This is a genomic window from Bacillus sp. LJBS06 (assembly GCF_016924995.1).
Taxonomy (GTDB): Bacteria; Bacillota; Bacilli; order Bacillales; family Bacillaceae; genus Bacillus; species Bacillus stercoris.
This window is the reverse complement of the sequence record NZ_CP070483.1, coordinates 1,169,885-1,185,400: the sequence shown is the minus strand read 5'-3', so window position 1 is coordinate 1,185,400 and position 15,516 is coordinate 1,169,885. Positions and strand designations below refer to the sequence as shown.

The 15,516-nt window shown below is 46.2% G+C and carries 16 protein-coding genes; 9 read left to right on the top strand and 7 right to left on the bottom strand.

The window, feature by feature from the left end; genetic code table 11:
• Positions 1 to 30: 30 nt before the first annotated feature.
• Positions 31 to 1,875 carry an asparagine synthase (glutamine-hydrolyzing) gene (gene asnB, locus JQX68_RS05925; protein ID WP_040083501.1) on the bottom strand — a complete coding sequence of 615 codons (1,845 nt, stop codon included), beginning with the start codon at positions 1,873 to 1,875 and terminating at the stop codon, positions 31 to 33.
• Between the two features lie 145 nt (positions 1,876 to 2,020).
• Between asnB and JQX68_RS05920 the strand changes: the two genes are divergently transcribed.
• Positions 2,021 to 2,602 (top strand): DUF2777 domain-containing protein, encoded by a 582-nt coding sequence (locus JQX68_RS05920; RefSeq protein WP_147771727.1) that lies wholly within the window; start codon positions 2,021 to 2,023, stop codon positions 2,600 to 2,602.
• Positions 2,603 to 2,633: 31 nt separating this feature from the next.
• Here JQX68_RS05920 and wprA read toward each other — a convergent pair whose 3' ends face one another.
• The 3 genes from wprA to JQX68_RS05905 form a co-directional block, all read right to left on the bottom strand.
• A complete protein-coding gene (wprA, locus tag JQX68_RS05915; RefSeq protein ID WP_147771726.1) occupies positions 2,634 to 5,318 on the bottom strand; it encodes a cell wall-associated protease WprA in 2,685 nt (894 codons plus the stop codon).
• 167 nt (positions 5,319 to 5,485) lie between these two features.
• Entirely contained in the window at positions 5,486 to 5,842 is a 357-nt protein-coding gene (locus JQX68_RS05910) for a YisL family protein (protein WP_014663470.1), read from the bottom strand.
• Positions 5,843 to 5,957: 115 nt separating this feature from the next.
• Complete coding sequence (locus JQX68_RS05905) at positions 5,958 to 6,863, bottom strand: fumarylacetoacetate hydrolase family protein (protein WP_147771725.1); 906 nt, start codon at positions 6,861 to 6,863, stop codon at positions 5,958 to 5,960.
• Between the two features lie 154 nt (positions 6,864 to 7,017).
• Between JQX68_RS05905 and JQX68_RS05900 the strand changes: the two genes are divergently transcribed.
• The 8 genes from JQX68_RS05900 to JQX68_RS05865 all read left to right on the top strand — a co-directional run bounded on the left by JQX68_RS05900 (position 7,018) and on the right by JQX68_RS05865 (position 10,592).
• Positions 7,018 to 7,941 carry a CotH kinase family protein gene (locus JQX68_RS05900; RefSeq protein WP_069149331.1) on the top strand — a complete coding sequence of 308 codons (924 nt, stop codon included), beginning with the start codon at positions 7,018 to 7,020 and terminating at the stop codon, positions 7,939 to 7,941.
• Positions 7,942 to 8,085: 144 nt separating this feature from the next.
• Positions 8,086 to 8,256: an aspartyl-phosphate phosphatase Spo0E family protein gene (locus tag JQX68_RS05895; RefSeq protein ID WP_040083507.1), complete on the top strand. Its 171-nt coding sequence runs from the start codon at positions 8,086 to 8,088 to the stop codon at positions 8,254 to 8,256.
• 402 nt (positions 8,257 to 8,658) lie between these two features.
• A complete protein-coding gene (locus JQX68_RS05890) occupies positions 8,659 to 8,880 on the top strand; it encodes a spore germination protein (protein ID WP_003233088.1) in 222 nt (73 codons plus the stop codon).
• Positions 8,881 to 8,894: 14 nt separating this feature from the next.
• On the top strand, positions 8,895 to 9,128 hold the full coding sequence (gene gerPB / locus JQX68_RS05885) for a spore germination protein GerPB (protein ID WP_014663465.1): 234 nt from the start codon (positions 8,895 to 8,897) through the stop codon (positions 9,126 to 9,128).
• A 22-nt stretch (positions 9,129 to 9,150) separates the two neighbouring features.
• Positions 9,151 to 9,768 (top strand): spore germination protein GerPC, encoded by a 618-nt coding sequence (gene gerPC, locus JQX68_RS05880; protein ID WP_014663464.1) that lies wholly within the window; start codon positions 9,151 to 9,153, stop codon positions 9,766 to 9,768.
• Positions 9,765 to 9,941 carry a spore germination protein GerPD gene (gerPD, locus tag JQX68_RS05875; RefSeq protein ID WP_003233093.1) on the top strand — a complete coding sequence of 59 codons (177 nt, stop codon included), beginning with the start codon at positions 9,765 to 9,767 and terminating at the stop codon, positions 9,939 to 9,941. The genes gerPC and gerPD overlap by 4 nt, the downstream gene beginning before the upstream one ends.
• A complete protein-coding gene (locus JQX68_RS05870; RefSeq protein ID WP_041521292.1) occupies positions 9,941 to 10,342 on the top strand; it encodes a spore germination protein GerPE in 402 nt (133 codons plus the stop codon). The genes gerPD and JQX68_RS05870 overlap by 1 nt, the downstream gene beginning before the upstream one ends.
• Positions 10,343 to 10,373: 31 nt before the next feature.
• Positions 10,374 to 10,592, top strand: coding sequence for a spore germination protein (locus JQX68_RS05865; protein ID WP_003233096.1), 219 nt, complete (start codon positions 10,374 to 10,376; stop codon positions 10,590 to 10,592).
• Between the two features lie 36 nt (positions 10,593 to 10,628).
• Here the strand turns inward: JQX68_RS05865 and hlpB are convergent, their stop codons facing one another.
• From hlpB to sbcD, 3 genes are read right to left on the bottom strand one after another with little or no spacing between them, the layout of a single operon-like run.
• Positions 10,629 to 10,931, bottom strand: a complete 303-nt coding sequence (hlpB, locus tag JQX68_RS05860; protein ID WP_014663462.1) for an HNH nuclease-like protein HlpB — start codon at positions 10,929 to 10,931, stop codon at positions 10,629 to 10,631.
• A gap of 13 nt (positions 10,932 to 10,944) precedes the next feature.
• Complete coding sequence (gene sbcC, locus JQX68_RS05855) at positions 10,945 to 14,337, bottom strand: exonuclease subunit SbcC (RefSeq protein WP_014663461.1); 3,393 nt, start codon at positions 14,335 to 14,337, stop codon at positions 10,945 to 10,947.
• The gene (sbcD, locus tag JQX68_RS05850) at positions 14,334 to 15,509 is read right to left on the bottom strand and encodes an exonuclease subunit SbcD (RefSeq protein WP_014663460.1); all 1,176 of its coding nucleotides are present in this window, start codon (positions 15,507 to 15,509) and stop codon (positions 14,334 to 14,336) included. Before sbcD ends, sbcC begins: the two co-directional genes overlap by 4 nt.
• Positions 15,510 to 15,516 lie beyond the last annotated feature (7 nt).

The window sequence follows — 15,516 nt, the reverse complement described above, 5'->3', positions numbered from 1 at the left end:
CGATTCCTTTTAGCAGAATCGGCTTTTTCTTTATCCTTCATCAATATCAATGCGATACGCTTCAAACCATGTATGAATTTGGGCAAGGTGGGCGATCAGCTGAGGCCCCTTCATGAGCTGCCCGAACCACGGAACCTTGAAGGAAGAACCTTCCGTTTCTAAAAGCTGATCTAATTGTTTTCTGTCCAGTAAGGTATGGAGCACAGAGTCCTTTTGGCTTCTGATCGTTTTCAGCCATTCGCTGACGCCTTTTGTATATTCGGGGTGGTGCGTTTTCGGATACGGGCTTTTTTTGCGATACAAAATGTCATCAGGCAAAATGCCCTCAAGTGCTTTGCGCAAAATGCCTTTTTCCCGGTTGTCATGCATTTTCATTTCCCATGGGATATTCCAAACATATTCCACAAGCCGGTGATCGGCGAACGGCACCCGCACTTCCAGGCTCGCCCCCATGCTCATGCGATCCTTCCGATCCAAAAGGTTCGTCATAAACCAAAGCATATTTAAATAGAACAGCTGCCTTCTTGCTTTATCCACACCCGTTTCTCCATCTAATAATGGCGTTTCCGCCAAGGTTTCTTCGTATTTGGCATTTACGTATTCTTTCAGATTCAATTTTTTCTGCCATGAGTCAGAAAGCAGCTTGATCCGCTCCTCTGTCGACCTCATCCATGGAAAGCCTGACTCGACATCAGCCATATGAAACCACGGATACCCGCCGAAAATCTCATCTGCGCACTCTCCCGACAGGCTGACGACAAAGTCCTTTTTGATTTCCCGGCAAAACCACAGCAGGGACGAGTCGACATCCGCCATTCCCGGCAAGTCTTTGACCAGTACAGCTTCCTCCAAGTGATCAACGAGATCCTTTTGGCTGATGACACATTTGTGGTGCGTTGTGCCGAAAGCGTCTGTCATTTTTTCAATCCATGGTCCGTCATCATTCGGCTGAAAAGCGCTTGCTTGAAAAAATTTATCGTTCTCTTCGTAATCAATCGAATAAGTATGAAGCGGTGCTTTTCCTTCCTTTTCAAAATGGCCCGCCGCAATCGCTGTAATCGCGCTTGAGTCCAGACCGCCTGATAGGAACGTACAAACCGGCACATCCGACACAAGCTGCCGCGTCACCGCGTCTTGAAACAATGATCTGACATTGGCAACCGTGTCATCAAAACTGTCCGTATGTCTTTCGCTTTCAACATTCCAATAACGCCAAATTTTAAGCCCGTCTTTGGAAAACGTCAGCGCGTGAGCCGGACGGATTTCTTTTATGCCTTTAAATACGCCAGTGCCCGGGGTTCTGGACGGTCCAAGCCCGAAAATTTCAGAAAGTCCCGTTCTGTCCACCCGCGCTTTTATATCAGGGTGTGCTAGGATCGCTTTGATTTCCGACCCGAAGAGAAATGAAGAGCCTTCCTTCGTGTAAAAAAACGGCTTTACGCCGAGACGGTCTCTTGCGGCAAACAGCAGATTGCGCTTTTCATCCCACACAGCAAAAGCGAATATGCCATTGAGATGGTCGACACAGTCTTCCTGCCATTCAATGTAGCTGTGAAGAAGCACCTCGGTATCTGATGTGCGCTCGAATTGATGGCCCCGAGCCCGCAATTCTTTGCGCAAATCTTCCGTGTTATACAGCTCGCCATTATAAATAATGGTGTACGTATCGCCTTTATAGGTACACGCCATCGGCTGGCGTCCGCCTTCAATATCAACAACAGCAAGTCTTTTATGTCCGAATAAAACATGGTGCTCTCCCCAAACGTTAGAATCATCAGGCCCTCGTTTGGAAAGAGTGTCTGTCATTCTGTTCATCGTTTGTTTTTCCTGGACGAGCTGCTTTTTAAAATCGACCCAACCCGTAATTCCACACATGTGATATCAGCTCCAATCCCGTTTCTATCGTAACAATTTCGTTTCTTTCAGCACCTTAGTAAGTTTATGCATCTATAGGCAGATAGTTGATTTGTCCATAAAAGAGTTGTATGGGACAGGCTTGAATTGGAAAGAAAAGAGAGGAATGAAGAAAAAGGAGACAGCATGCATGAAACGGAAACAATTGATATATACAGGAGAACGAAAATGGGAATACGGCACCATCCTCATCGAAGACGGCATCTGTTTAATCGAAAACGGAGAAGGTGATATACTTTTGGCGGACACTCTCCAACACAGGCAAATCTGGGTCCATCATAAAGGAAAGTGGGAGCAAGCCGGCTTTCAGGATCAATTGGTTCTGGCATGCGGTGAAGAAAACATCTCCCTTTCCGGTGGAGAACGCATCCGCTATGAGAAATCAATCAAGCGGCCGCTTATGGCACTTTTGGATTCGCTTGACGACGAAACCTTTCTCGCATTTCTGCAGCACTTGCACAGCTTCGGCTTATCGGTATTCGATTGCGTCTTTTCTTATAATAAAGGAGTCTTTTCAAATACTTCGGAGGAGCAGGGTGTGTCCTTTTATCACTTTTCAAATGATGCCGCCCAATGCGCGATGCAGCATCACTACAGCAGCGAAGGGACAGGAGACCGGTTTGAATGGACGGCCTCAAACGGAAAGCGATCCATCATGTATTCAGCAGTCCAACGGGGGCGCAAATAAAAAAAGCGGTGCATCGAGCACCGCTTTTTGGTTACTTTTCTACGACAACTTTTGCTTCCTTGCTTTCTTTTTTATCTGTATCCGCAGCCGTGACGTACAGCACCGTTCCGGCTTTTTGTTTTTTTATTTTCACCGAAAACGCTCCTTTTGCGTCAGCCTTGGCAGAAGCAATGACTTTCTTTGATTTATTTTTCACTCTGATCATTGCTTTGCTGTTCGCCTTCCCTTTTACTGCCGTATCCTTCGATTTGACCGCGTTTACTTTCGGTGTGCCGGAAGGTTTTCCTTTGACGACAACAACTTTATACGATGTTTTCGCATCGCCTTTTGTTGCTTTCACATACAGTACTTGATCCTGTTTTTGAGTCGCGATATTAACCTTGAACGCATTGTCTTTTCCGGCTTTGGCGCTGCCGAGTTTCTTTTTGCCGTTCATCACCTCGATCAGCGTGCCTTCCTTTGCGTTTCCTCTGACAGCTGTTTGAGTGCTTTCGAGCTTGTTGACCTTGAGCTGTAAATCAGCTGCGCTGACAGCCTTCATGACATTCAGACGCCCGTAGCCTGAGTGCCAGTCTACTCCAGGTGTCTTTGGAATTTCAATCGGATCGCCATAATCGTCATATAACTCTTCTTCTTCGCCATCGACACTTTCAAAGGAAATATCATCTGCAGTCTTTTTCAACATATCCTCTACTTCTGTTCTTTTCAGCTTAGGATTTTGAGCAAACAGCAGTCCCGCAGCAGCGGCAGCATATGGCGTCGCCATGGATGTTCCGCTCATATATGTGACATTTCCGTTCGGCACTAAGCTCGGGATATCAGACCCTGGAGCAGAGATGTCCAGGCCTTTTCCATAGTTAGAAAAATCCGCGGTCATATCCATGCGGTTTGTGGCGCCGACTGACATCACATATTTAGAAGATGCAGGATAAGATAAAGAATTGGCTCCGTCATTCCCGCTGGCTGCGGCAATCAAGACATTTTTGTCAGCTGCGTATTTCAAAGCAAATTCAAGCACGCGGCTGTAGCCTCCGCCTAAACTTAAATTAATTACCTTTGCTCCTTTATCAGCAGCATATTTGATGCCGAGTGCGATTTGTTCAGTATCTCCGGAGCCCGTGGAATCAAGCACTTTGACAGGGATAATTTTTGCTTTGGCGTTCAATCCAGTCATTGAGTAGCCGTTATCGCTTTGGGCGGCGATAATTCCGGCGACATGCGTTCCATGCCCCTGATCATCCATTGCGTTGTTATTCCGTCCGACAAAATTGCGTCCGAGATCGGTTCTTACTTTTCCTTTTAAATCGGCAAGCGTGCTGTCAACGCCTGTGTCTACTACTGCAATGAGTGTATCGTTAAGCTTGCGCTTGGACAGCAATGTGCTGGCAGGCTCGTATTTTACATCCGCGTTTTTAACACCGCCGTTTTCGCCAGTGTTTTTAAGCGGCCATTGGTAAGGATACTGAATATCGTTTGCCAGGCTCTTGTATTCCTTTACAGGTTCCGCAAATTCTACGTTAGACATCTTGGATAATGTCGTGGCAGCGCTTTTGACCCGTTTGGCGCTTGCCGTATATGTGCCGTTCTGTTTCTCATCTTTTGGCAGTTCAAATGAATATAGATTGTCAAACAGTTTCTTTGCCTTTTTCACATTAGAAATATCTTTTTTCGATTGCGCGCTTGCAGAAAAGCCCTTCATTTCGTTATGTACGGATGAGAGGCTTTTATTATCCTTCACCTTGAAAATAACCTTTGTTGTCTGAACTTCACTTTTTGCTGCAATATTGTTTTCAGTTAAAATTGTTCCTGCTGTTTTGCCTTGCAGCTGCTTAATATTTAATCGATCCGCCTGATTCTTTATTTCCTCTTTAAGGAAAGACGGTACCGACTGTAAAGCTTTGTCATATAGCCGATTGATCGCTTTTTGATCCTTTTCAGTGACCTTATATGAAGATGACGTTCCGTTTTCTGACACATCGTCAAATAACGGCTTTAATGTCACAAGGTCCTGATAGATTTCATTTCTTGCTGTTTTATTGAGTGCGAGCTTTGCAACGATAAACGGTGCTGCTTTGTAATAAAGGCTTGTCAGTTCTTTGCCTTCTGCTGTTTGGCTCAGCTGCTCATCCCGAATCGCTCTCAGCTTATCCAGAATGCCTTTTCCAGATTTCTTCTGATCGACACTCATTTCAACCGGACAAGCTTCTTCCTCTTCTAAATCTGATGGCTGTTTTTTGGTGCCTTTATACCCAATCGTATACTTGGCTTCCGCAGCTGCTTTTGCTGTTCCGCCGTCCTCTGGTTCTTCTTCTCCGAGGTATTCAACTTTTACATAGTAAGGGCCGCTCCACGCGTATGGAAAAATGATTTCGCTTTTTCCATCCTCCGCTGTGAAAGATCGATACATCTCAAACGTTTCATCTTTAAGCGCTTTTTCCTTACTTGGATATACAGATACATTCAGTACTGAATCACTCTTTACGGTCAGTGCCATATGTGAGTTTTTCTGAATATCCGTCTTTCCCGGAGTCACTTTGTACCATTTCACCTGTTCCGGCTCCTTCATGGCGCCTGTCTGCTCTTTGCCGTTTTCCAGAGCAGCCGCCTGATCAATCGCTCCGGCCGCTGCGGCTTTGGTTCCCGGAGAAAACAGGCTGAAAATCAGTGCAAAAATAAGCACTGCCGCCACAAACGAGCTGAATTTTCTACGTTTCATGATATCCCTCCTGCAAAATAATGAATCTCCTTGAAGGTATCATAATTTCATAGGACGAGATACCGCTTACAGGGAATTTTAAGGTTATTTTAAATGATTTGGTATATAAGGGGATAATTATAAAAAAACCCAACTCTATCAAAGAGCCGGGTTCACGGGATTTTCGATTAAAATAATTGAAAACCGATTGGCAAATGCAGACCAAGCAGCACTGTCAGCACAAGAACAATGACAAAGCCGATCCACAGGCCTCCTGTTGATTTTTCTTTTTTCTTGCGGATGAGGAGCATTTCCATCAGTCCGATGGTGATAATGCCCAGAATCATTTTGCCGGCATATTCTCCGTTCCAGTTGGCAAAGCGGACAAACAGCTCAGCTCCTGTCAAAATAATAAGGATATAGAATAACCGCAGAATCATATGAGTGATCTTTGCGCCCTTCGCACTTCCTGAAGAATACAGCGAGTAGCTGACGAAAAGCAGAATCAGCGCCACTACCCATGTTGTAATATGTAGGTGTGTCATATATGTTCCCCCTATCAGATAAATTACCCCACTTATAGTACCATGAACATGTCCTCTGCCACAAAGAAGATTGTCAGAAAAAACGGGCGGGTCCAGGTCCGCCCTCCAGTTTTATTCAGCCGATTTGGTTTGACAGCGTTCCGATCGGGTCGATTGTAATATCAATTTTGTCGCCTGGCCGCAAAAATTTTGGGGGCGTAAACCCCTTGCCGACACCAGACGGGGTACCGGTGGCAATGATGTCTCCCGCTTCAAGCGTCATCCCCTTTGAGAGGGTTTCAATTAATTCAGGAATAGAAAAAATCATATCGCTTGCTGAACCGGATTGGCGCAGCTCACCGTTGACTCTTGTTTCAACCTTGAGGCGCTCCGGCTCCTGAATCGATGATTTATGTACAAGCACGGGTCCCATCGGACATGTCGTATCCAGGCTTTTTCCAATAAAAAACTGCTTATGCCTTTTTTGCAGATCACGCGCCGTGATATCATTCACAATCGTATATCCGAAAACATGGTCATATGCGTCTTCTTTTGAAATGCGGGTTCCGCTTTTTCCGATCACGACAGCAAGTTCTCCTTCATAATCAAGCTGGGAGGTGACCTCTTCATGTCCCTTGACGATATCTCCATGCCCCGTAACCGTTACCGGCGATTTAGTAAATACCATCGGATGCTCCGGAATATCAGCCTCACTTCCCATTTCAATCGCGTGATCCCGGTAGTTTTTGCCGATGCAGATGATATTTTTTGATGGCTTCGGAATGGGTGCATGGAGCTTCACCTCTGATAATGAATACATAAATGATCCAAGCTCATCATTCGGTTTCTTCGCCCACTCGGCCAGCTGCCTTGCATGCGCAACGAATTTATCCCCTTCTGCGATACATTCAATCAGCGATCCCGGAATCGTCTCAAGTTCAAACAGTTTTTTTTCAGCCTTTTGCAAATCCATAATTTTCTCATCATCAATGATCAGGCCGACAAACATTCGGTTGTAAAGTTCCCCTGTCGCAAATTTCATGTTATTCCTCCATCATCTTTTAAATCAGAATGCTCCTTCATGTATTCTCTGTCGAATGCTGAAATCCCTTTTTCTCATATTCGTTTTCATTTCGTTTCAGGACGGGCTTGCTGTACATATCATACAAATGTCGTTTTGAGAAGGAGGAAAGAATATGGAGAGCGTGCATTTATTTTTTCACCGGGAGCAGTTGAAAAGGAAAGGTACTGCCAAGGGGCTTTTCGTAACAGACCGATCTGTTTCTCCCATTCTTCTCACACAGCGTGACAGAGCGGAAAAGGCATCCTATGAAATCAGCTGGGAAAGGTCTCTGCTTGGTGAAAGGACACTTTTTTTGAATGCGGAACAGGATGATCCGTCCCTGATGCGGCGCAGACTCGCCTATTGTTTTTTTGACCAGATCGGCGTACCTGCTCCCGCTGCCTCGTACAGCTTCCTGACCATCAATGGCCAGCCTGAAGGCATTTATTTGAACATTAAGAACCATCAGCCAGCCGGTAGAACGAGTTACGAAGTGAAGACCGCCGATCCAAGGATTCCAGTGTCTGTTTTTAACGATGATTCTTCCGCATTCTTGCATGAATTTTTCATACTGATCCGCACAGCTGGAGATGACGAATTGGCCGAACGCATTAAATTGTATCTGGATGTCAAGCTGTTTTTTTTGTGGCTGATTGGCAATGCCTGCACCAATCAAGGCTTTTATTACACATTTTGTTTAAATGAATCCAGCCGGATTTACGTTTCTCCGATAGAGACTAGATCACTTGCCTTTCAAGGAAGGTATAATGAGGACCCGCTTCTGGCAAAAGGAGAGACACTTTCGTCAAGGCTTCTTTCCATTCCCGCCTTCCGTTCGCAATATCACACATTAATGAAAAACGTGCTGAACCGGTCGTTTACTATTGAACGATTGTCTCCTTTCATCAGCGAATGGCATCTTGACATTTGTCAAAGAGCTGATGATGATCCTTTTCTAAAAAAAATCCCCTTTCAAATCGAAAAGGAGCAGACAAACATACTTAGAGAAATTGAGGAACGGCAGGACTTTTTACAAGCACACTTAGCAAGACTATAGTCCTTTCTCCTTCAAAAAAGCCGCAGCAAAAAATGTCGCTTTTTTAGTCAAATTGACGAAAGGCAACCTTTTCAGCCAAAATAGGTTATACTAACGATATCCTGTATTTATATCAAAATAAAATCTAGAATTGGAGATAGCGTAATGAACTGTAAAATTGAAGAAAAGAGAATCACACTAATTGAAACAGCACAAAAATACGGCATGAATTCAAAGGAAACGATTCAATGCAGCCAAGAGCTGGATATCCTGCTGAATACCCGGATAAAAGAAGAAATGATGTTTTCGGGATATCTTGAAAACTCCCGTATGTAAACCATTTTCGATAACGATTCGAATACACCACATGCAACTCCGCTTTTTGCTCAGCACTTCTGGGATATACCTCAGGGCGAGAATGTGCCCGCCCAACAATCGAATACCGCAGCACGACATACTCCAAAAAGCATTTCTACACGCAAAAACACCAAAGAAACAAACCAAAATAACCATAGGCGGATCGCGGCATCCTTAGCCGCATGTCCGCTCAACTTATACACAAAACATAACGGCTCGAAAAATTAAAGCGTTTTCATCAAGAGCCGATATGTCCCCTTTAAATTTCTCTCACACATATGTGCGTTTGTCATAAGCTATCGTGAATAGCCCAAGTGAAATCAGAATTGTATTTTCACTTTACTTGTTTTTTTAAAATTTTTCAACAAAGGATGTGCTCGTATGCCAGCCATTGTCGGAGCGTTTAAAATTAATGCGATTGGTACGAGCGGAGTCGTTCACATTGGGGACTGCATTACGATTTCTCCTCAGGCTCAGGTCAGAACATTTGCCGGCGCTGGCAGCTTTAATACCGGCGACAGCCTCAAGGTGATGAATTATCAAAACGCGACGAATGTGTATGACAATGATGCGGTTGATCAGCCGATCGTAGCCAATGCGTAAAAGGAGTGAGGCTCATGAACTTCTATATTAATCAAACCATTCAAATCAACTATCTCCGGCTGGAATCAATCAGCAATTCCTCCATTCTGCAAATTGGGAGCGCCGGATCAATCAAGTCTCTGTCAAATTTGTATAATACGGGCAGCTATGTAGAACCGGCACCAGCGGTTTCAGGCACAGGGCAACCGCTCCAGTTGCAGGAACCCGACACAGGTTCATTGGTCCCGCTCCAGCCTCCTGGCCGTTAATCATATGAAAGAGGTGAAGAACATGTATGATCAATCTGTTTCCTCTTACTTGCAAAACTTGAATTCCTTTGTTCAGCAGCAGGCGATTCACATTCAGCAGCTCGAACGCCAGCTGAAGGAGATTCAAACTGAAATGAATACGATGAAACAGCGGCCGGCCACTACCATTGAGCGTGTGGAATATAAGTTTGATCAGCTGAAAATTGAAAGGCTCGACGGGACTTTGAATATCGGCTTAAATCCGACTGATCCGAACAGCGTCCAAAACTTTGACGTCAGCCAGTCGACACCGCAAATCGGGATGATGCAGCAGGAAGAGAGCGCTCAGCTCATGCAGCAGATCCGCCAGAATGTCGACATGTACTTAACCGAGGAAATCCCAGATGTTTTGGAGCAGCTTGAAAACCAATATGACAGCAGACTTGACGATACAAACAGACACCATATCATTGAAGACATCAGAAAACAAATGGACAGCCGAATCCATTATTATATGTCCCATATCAAAAAAGAAGAGCATATACCGCCTGCACAATATGCAGAACATATCGCTGAGCATGTGAAGCGTGATGTAATCCGCGCTGTAGAACACTTTCTGGAGCATATTCCATCCGAAATGAAAGGAGATGAGCAAGCATGATCTTTACAGTCATCAACCGCAGCTTGGAAGTCGGGGACATCCGGATGAACGGTGTGTCCAGTTCCTCCGTTTTCCACATCGGAGACACTGAATCCATCTACCTGTCTTCTATTTTTGATACACCGCCTGAATCTCTTATTATCGGGCCGTTTGCTCCGCTTGCGCCAGAATAATGCTTAAACGCATATCGCGCATCAGGCTAGTTAAGTTTAATTCTCTCGGGATCGCAAGTGTGTTTCAAGTTGGCGACACAAATGAAATCGATATGAGTGTAAAAGTATTTGCTGTGCAGCGTTCTCTGTCCACGTTTTACCATAATGAAGGCTCATTTAACAAAAAGGAGTATCAGATCTTTCAGCAGCAGGCCGTGAAGCCGCTCCCTGAAACAGGTGTACAAAGCGCGTTTTGCCACGAGGTGCCGGCTATTTATGTTCGCAGCATCAAAATTCAAGGGGTCTCAGCCTCTTCTGTTTTACATGCCGGATCAGCTTCGCATATTCGCGGTGATGCGAGACTCAAACATATCAGACAGATTCAGTCTCCGCGCTCACAATCGCCCGCCAAGAACATATAATAAACAGAGACTTCGATAAAGGGTGTCGTTTATGCCAGCAATTGTCGGGCCTATAGCTATCAATTCCATATCGGGCGGAGTCGTAAACTTTGGTGATTCCTTTTACCTTTCTCCGAAAAGCTCTTCAAAATCTGCGCTCGGTTCGGGAGCAGGAAACACGGGAGATTTCCTTCTATTAAATAACGCAGTCAACGCGACAAATTATATAGACCCCGATGTCAACGATCAGGATATGGTTGGAAACGGATAAAAGCAGCCGCTCTGCAAAGAGAGGGCTGCTTTTTAGTCATTTTTTCTTTTTTCGCTCATTTGATTTCTTGGTTTTGATCAGTTTTTCAGGCGGCTGTTTTCTGATCCATTTGACAAACCGGGCAAGCTCTGGATCGCTTCTGAGCTTTTCTATTCCGTTTAAGCGTACAGCGATCTCTTGATTGGTATATAAGGCATGAATTTGTTTATGGCAAGGAATACAGAGCATCGCTGTCGGCAAAAACGTTCCGCCTTCTTCTTTCGGTGTGAGATGGTGCTCTGTCAGCTGGACATCGCTCCGGCCGCACAGCTCACATATTCCGGCAGTCTGCTTTGCCATATCAGCTCCCCCTTTACATCAACTCAAGTGATACCCGTGTACCGCGGCCGCTCGGTTCAGCCGGATGGACGATCAGTTTTTTCGGAAGCCGTGCACGCAGTTCCTGCACATGGCTGATGACACCGACAGCCAGATTGTCTGACTGAAGTTTTTCCAAGGCCGTTACAACCGTATCAAGCAGATCTTGATCCAGTGTGCCGAATCCTTCATCTAAGAAAAAGAACTGGAGCGGGTATTCTCCGCGAAGCTGGATCTGGGCAGACAGCGCAAGAGCGAGTGATAGCGAAGTGAGGAAGGTTTCTCCCCCAGACAAACTGGATACCGGGCGTCTTACGCCTCCGTTCGCATTATCCCGCATCACAAAGCCGCCCTCAGAATCTACTTCGATGGCATAGCGCTGTCTCGTCAGCATACCGAGTCTTGCTGAGGCGTCCCTCGCAACGCTTTCAAGCTGCTCCTCAGCTAAAAATTCGACGAAGGTATTGCCTTTAAACACAGCTTGCAGCTTGTCCAGCCTGTCGATATGCGTCTGCCACTTTTTCAGTTCCGCTTCAATTTCTTTAAATCGTTTATGATGGTCGCGAATGACGGCCAGTGCTTTCGCAGCCGCGCCTTTTTCCTCTATAGCAGCGCTAAATGCGTCCTCAGCTTTTTGTAATGCTGCAACGGTTTCGCTCCATTCGCTCTCTGATATCGCTCTGCCGTCAAGTATCTCTGCTACTCGTTTTAAGTTTGCAGCATTTTGCTTCAGTTTATCCATAAACTGGTCTATGCCGGTTTTCATCTTTTCAAGTTCATCGGCTGGGATGAGACTTTGTTCAACCTCCTCAGTCCGGGTAAAGCAGGTGTTTTTGGCATGCTCAAGCCAAGCAGCTTTTGCTTTTTCCAATCTCCCCTTCGCCTCTTGAAGAGTGAGCTCGCTTGCCGAAGCGCGGCTTTTCGCCTGATTGAGGTTCATTTGGGCGCTCTGCAGTTCTTCATATAAAGATTGTTCTTTTTCCTTTAACAGCTTTAGATCCTGCTGGACAGAGCGGAGTTTGACTTGAATAGAATCTCCTTTTGCATAATCTCCAAGTTCGTTCTCATAATCAGCTATCACGCTCTTGATGCGTTCAGCGGCATAATGAAGCTCCAGTTTTTCCCGTTCAAGCCGATGCCCCGATTCCCGCAGTTTTTCCTTTTGTGCTTCATGCTCAGCAAGAAACGCGATACTCTTCTCAATTCGTTTTTCACATTCTTCTGCAGCCCGGTCCTTTTCTTCAATGGCTTGCTGCCATTTTTCTGCTTCGTCCACAGATTGATCCTGAAATGCTTCTTTGAACATGTTCAGACGGCTGTCCAATGAGGTTTGAAGCTCGGTGATGATGCTTTCAATACGGTCAGCCTCTCTTTTTTCAAAACCGATTTTTTCATTAACCTGCTCGGCCTTTTTTAAAGACTCCTGATAGGCGCCGATCATTTGTGCCATCCGTGTTTTAACAGAAAGAATGTCCTGCTTGATTCGTTTCCATTCAAATTTGGCAGTTTCAAATGCTTCATACACCGGCTGATTCTCGAAGGAAGCCGCCGCTTCAAGGTTCTGCGCTTGACTGGTCTGCAAAAACGGACACTGTTCCATAAAGCGCGCGGACTGTTCTTCAAGCGTAATTTTGGCTGAAAGAATCTCCTGGCTGAGAGCTGCTGCTTCCGTCAATAACACATCTGTCCGTTTGATGTCCTCTTCAAGATGCCTGTCGGCTTCATATGTTTCATGTACTGACGCGGATGGATCGTGATCGGTTGAACCGCAGACCGGGCAAGGCTTGCCGGCGGTCAGTTTTTGCGCTAACTCTTTTGTCAGGAGTGCCATCCTTGCTTTTTCACGCTGTAGGTGAAGCGTATGTTGATTCTTTCTAGCCTCTTCAGTCATACGTGTTAATGAGTGTTCCGCCTCGCACACCAAATGGTACACGGTTTGCACAGCCTCATATGCCTGAATGATGTTGTTTTCTTCCGCTTCCGTCCTTTGAACAAGTGTATTCTTCTCTTCATTCATCTTCTGCAGCACGAGGCTCAATTCGTCACTTCGATTTTTCTCTTTTTTGATTTGCTCTTCAGTTTGCCTGATGTGCAATGCCATTTCTGCGGCCTGCTGGCAGCTTCTTCGCTCATCGGATGTCACCTGCAGGGATTTGAGCTGCTGCTTCAATTCCGTCTGTCTGTTTTGCCCTCGTGTCAGGCGGTCTGTTACCGTCTCCAATTCACTCATGACAGATTGAAGAGCCTCTTCTTTCTGCCGGAGTTCAGCCTTTTTGCGCTCTTCCTCTTGCTTGGCCTCACTCAGTTTCATTTCGATTTCCTGCAAACGGGAAAGCTGTTCCTGCTTAGTTAAAAGCTCAGGCTCTTTCTCGCTTTTATGCTGGCGCCACGCTTCATACTCTTCATGTTTTTGCTGAAAGAAAGCATTCCGGCCTTCTAAATCCTTGCGGGCTAGCGTTTGTTCCTTTTCAGCTTTCGCTTCATGCTGGATCGCTTCTGCGTATCGGTCCGCATAGGGCTTAAGAGCGGCGGCTGTTTCTGCTTCCAGCAGGCGTTTTTGCATAATGTCTACATGCGGCTGTTCTTCCGCGAGACGTTTTTTCTCTTCTTCATAAGCGGATTGTTCCTTTTGGACATTCCAAATCTCCTGATGCTCCGTAAATCGCTCTTTCGCCTGATCACGGCTCTTCCTCATCGCTTCCAGCCTGGTTTCGGCTTGTTCGAGAGCCTTTTCCGCTTGCTCAACTGCCTCTGAACTCGCCTCACCGAGACCAGACTGCTCAGCGAGCATTTCATTTTTTCTCGCGTTGGCCTCCTGTGCCTGCCGCCTCAGTTTTTTCACAAGCCTGTCTCCGTATTGCTCCAAATGAAATAAACGCTGAAGCATATGCCTGCGCTCTGCCCCTTTTAAAGACAGAAACTCAGCAAATTTCCCTTGCGGCAGCACCACCGCTCTCGTAAAATCGTCGATCGTCAGCCCCAAGAGCTCCTCCACTCTTTTATTCACTTCGCTGGCTTTATCAGCCAGCACCGTATGCTCATCCTTGATTTCGATGAAGCGGCAAAGTGCCGTTTTCACCTTCATTTCATCCGTTCTCTTAAACACACGCTCAACTTTGTATGAGATTTGATGATTCGACTGAAGCGCAAAGGTAAAGGAAACAGACAGCGTATCTTCGGCGTGATTTAAGATTCCGTGCGTATTATTTGCCGCCCGTTCCACCTTTCCGTATAAAGCAAGCGTCATTGCGTCGAGAATAGAGGATTTACCGCTTCCTGTCGGGCCGAAAATGCCGAAAACACCAGCACCGGAAAGGCCTTCAAAATCTATCGTCTGCTCCTCTCTAAAGCTGTGGAGCCCCTTAATGCTTAAGGCGATTGGCTTCATTTCGCATCCTCCTCTTCAACGCCTGATGCAAGCTCTAAAAACAGCTTCACCATTTCTTCATCCGGCACCGCGCCGCCAGTTTGTTTTTCATAAAATTTCTTAAAGCGGTCCTCGATTGAGACATGTTTAACCTCGATCCGTTCCCGGTCTTTATTCTGTTCTTCAAAAACCGGCCTGATATGGATAAAACCCGGGTGCGCCTTCCGCAGCCTGTGAATCTCTTCAAGTGACAGCTGGTCCGTGACACGGATTTCCAGGTCAATCCAAGCATTCTGATCCCTGCCTTCATCCAGCCAGCTGTACACCTCACTTAATCCATTTGCCGCTTTCCACTTCACAAGGGGCTTGCCGCTTGATAATAATACCTCACGCCAAGTGGCGTCTTCCTCCGGCTTTGCGTCCACAATCGTCACTGATTTAGCGTAGCCTGCTTCAGAAAAGCTGTAGGCGAGCGGAGATCCTGAATAACGCGCAAGCGTCCGCGCCCGCTTGATCGTTTGCGGGCGATGCAAATGGCCGAGCGCGACGTAAGCGGCATCCGCAGGCAGGCTTTCAGCAGCCACCGTGTATGCACCGCCGACTTCAATCGGCCGCTCTGAATCGGTTTGGTTTCCGCCTGCGACATAAATATGGCTGGCGGCAATCTTCACTGCATCGTTCCGGAAACGGCTTGTCATATGTTCAAACGCCTGCCTGATTTTCACGTCATAATGATCACGGAGCAGCTTTTCATCAAACGTATCGGATAGCACTTCATTCAACCGCGCTTCTGATGGATACGCCAGCGCTCCAACCGCCAAAAGCTCCCCTGCTGAGGGCACTTCAATATGAATCGGCTCTGTTGTCGGATAACCGATTAAATAAATGCCGTTTTCATGTGTCAGCGGTGAAGCGGCGGACAAACGATCAGGATTATCATGGTTTCCGGCAATGACAACGATCGGGCGCTTTCCTCTGTCACTGAGCGCAGACAGGCTTTCATAAAACAACTGCTCAGCTAAAGCCGGCGGGTTCACGGTGTCAAACGCATCTCCCGCCATTACAATGGCATCAATTTGCTCATCCTTTACAATCGTATTCAGTTCATCCAGCACATCGGCCTGCTCACTCAGCCTGCTTCTTCCTTCAAGCGTTTTTCCAAGATGCCAATCAGCTGTATGTAAAATCCGCAAATGCTTT

Excerpts from the sequence above, each read along its gene's own strand:
- JQX68_RS05890 (WP_003233088.1), top strand. The coding sequence starts at position 8,659 with ATGCCAGCCATTGTCGGAGCGTTTAAAATTAATGCGATTGGTACGAGC.
- wprA (WP_147771726.1), bottom strand. The coding sequence starts at position 5,318 with ATGAAACGTAGAAAATTCAGCTCGTTTGTGGCGGCAGTGCTTATTTTT.
- asnB (WP_040083501.1), bottom strand. The coding sequence starts at position 1,875 with ATGTGTGGAATTACGGGTTGGGTCGATTTTAAAAAGCAGCTCGTCCAG.
- hlpB (WP_014663462.1), bottom strand. The coding sequence starts at position 10,931 with ATGGCAAAGCAGACTGCCGGAATATGTGAGCTGTGCGGCCGGAGCGAT.
- JQX68_RS05910 (WP_014663470.1), bottom strand. The coding sequence starts at position 5,842 with ATGACACACCTACATATTACAACATGGGTAGTGGCGCTGATTCTGCTT.
- JQX68_RS05865 (WP_003233096.1), top strand. The coding sequence starts at position 10,374 with ATGCCAGCAATTGTCGGGCCTATAGCTATCAATTCCATATCGGGCGGA.
- JQX68_RS05920 (WP_147771727.1), top strand. The coding sequence starts at position 2,021 with ATGAAGAAAAAGGAGACAGCATGCATGAAACGGAAACAATTGATATAT.
- JQX68_RS05900 (WP_069149331.1), top strand. The coding sequence starts at position 7,018 with ATGGAGAGCGTGCATTTATTTTTTCACCGGGAGCAGTTGAAAAGGAAA.
- JQX68_RS05895 (WP_040083507.1), top strand. The coding sequence starts at position 8,086 with ATGAACTGTAAAATTGAAGAAAAGAGAATCACACTAATTGAAACAGCA.
- JQX68_RS05905 (WP_147771725.1), bottom strand. The coding sequence starts at position 6,863 with ATGAAATTTGCGACAGGGGAACTTTACAACCGAATGTTTGTCGGCCTG.
- gerPB (WP_014663465.1), top strand. The coding sequence starts at position 8,895 with ATGAACTTCTATATTAATCAAACCATTCAAATCAACTATCTCCGGCTG.
- gerPD (WP_003233093.1), top strand. The coding sequence starts at position 9,765 with ATGATCTTTACAGTCATCAACCGCAGCTTGGAAGTCGGGGACATCCGG.
- JQX68_RS05870 (WP_041521292.1), top strand. The coding sequence starts at position 9,941 with ATGCTTAAACGCATATCGCGCATCAGGCTAGTTAAGTTTAATTCTCTC.
- sbcC (WP_014663461.1), bottom strand. The coding sequence starts at position 14,337 with ATGAAGCCAATCGCCTTAAGCATTAAGGGGCTCCACAGCTTTAGAGAG.
- gerPC (WP_014663464.1), top strand. The coding sequence starts at position 9,151 with ATGTATGATCAATCTGTTTCCTCTTACTTGCAAAACTTGAATTCCTTT.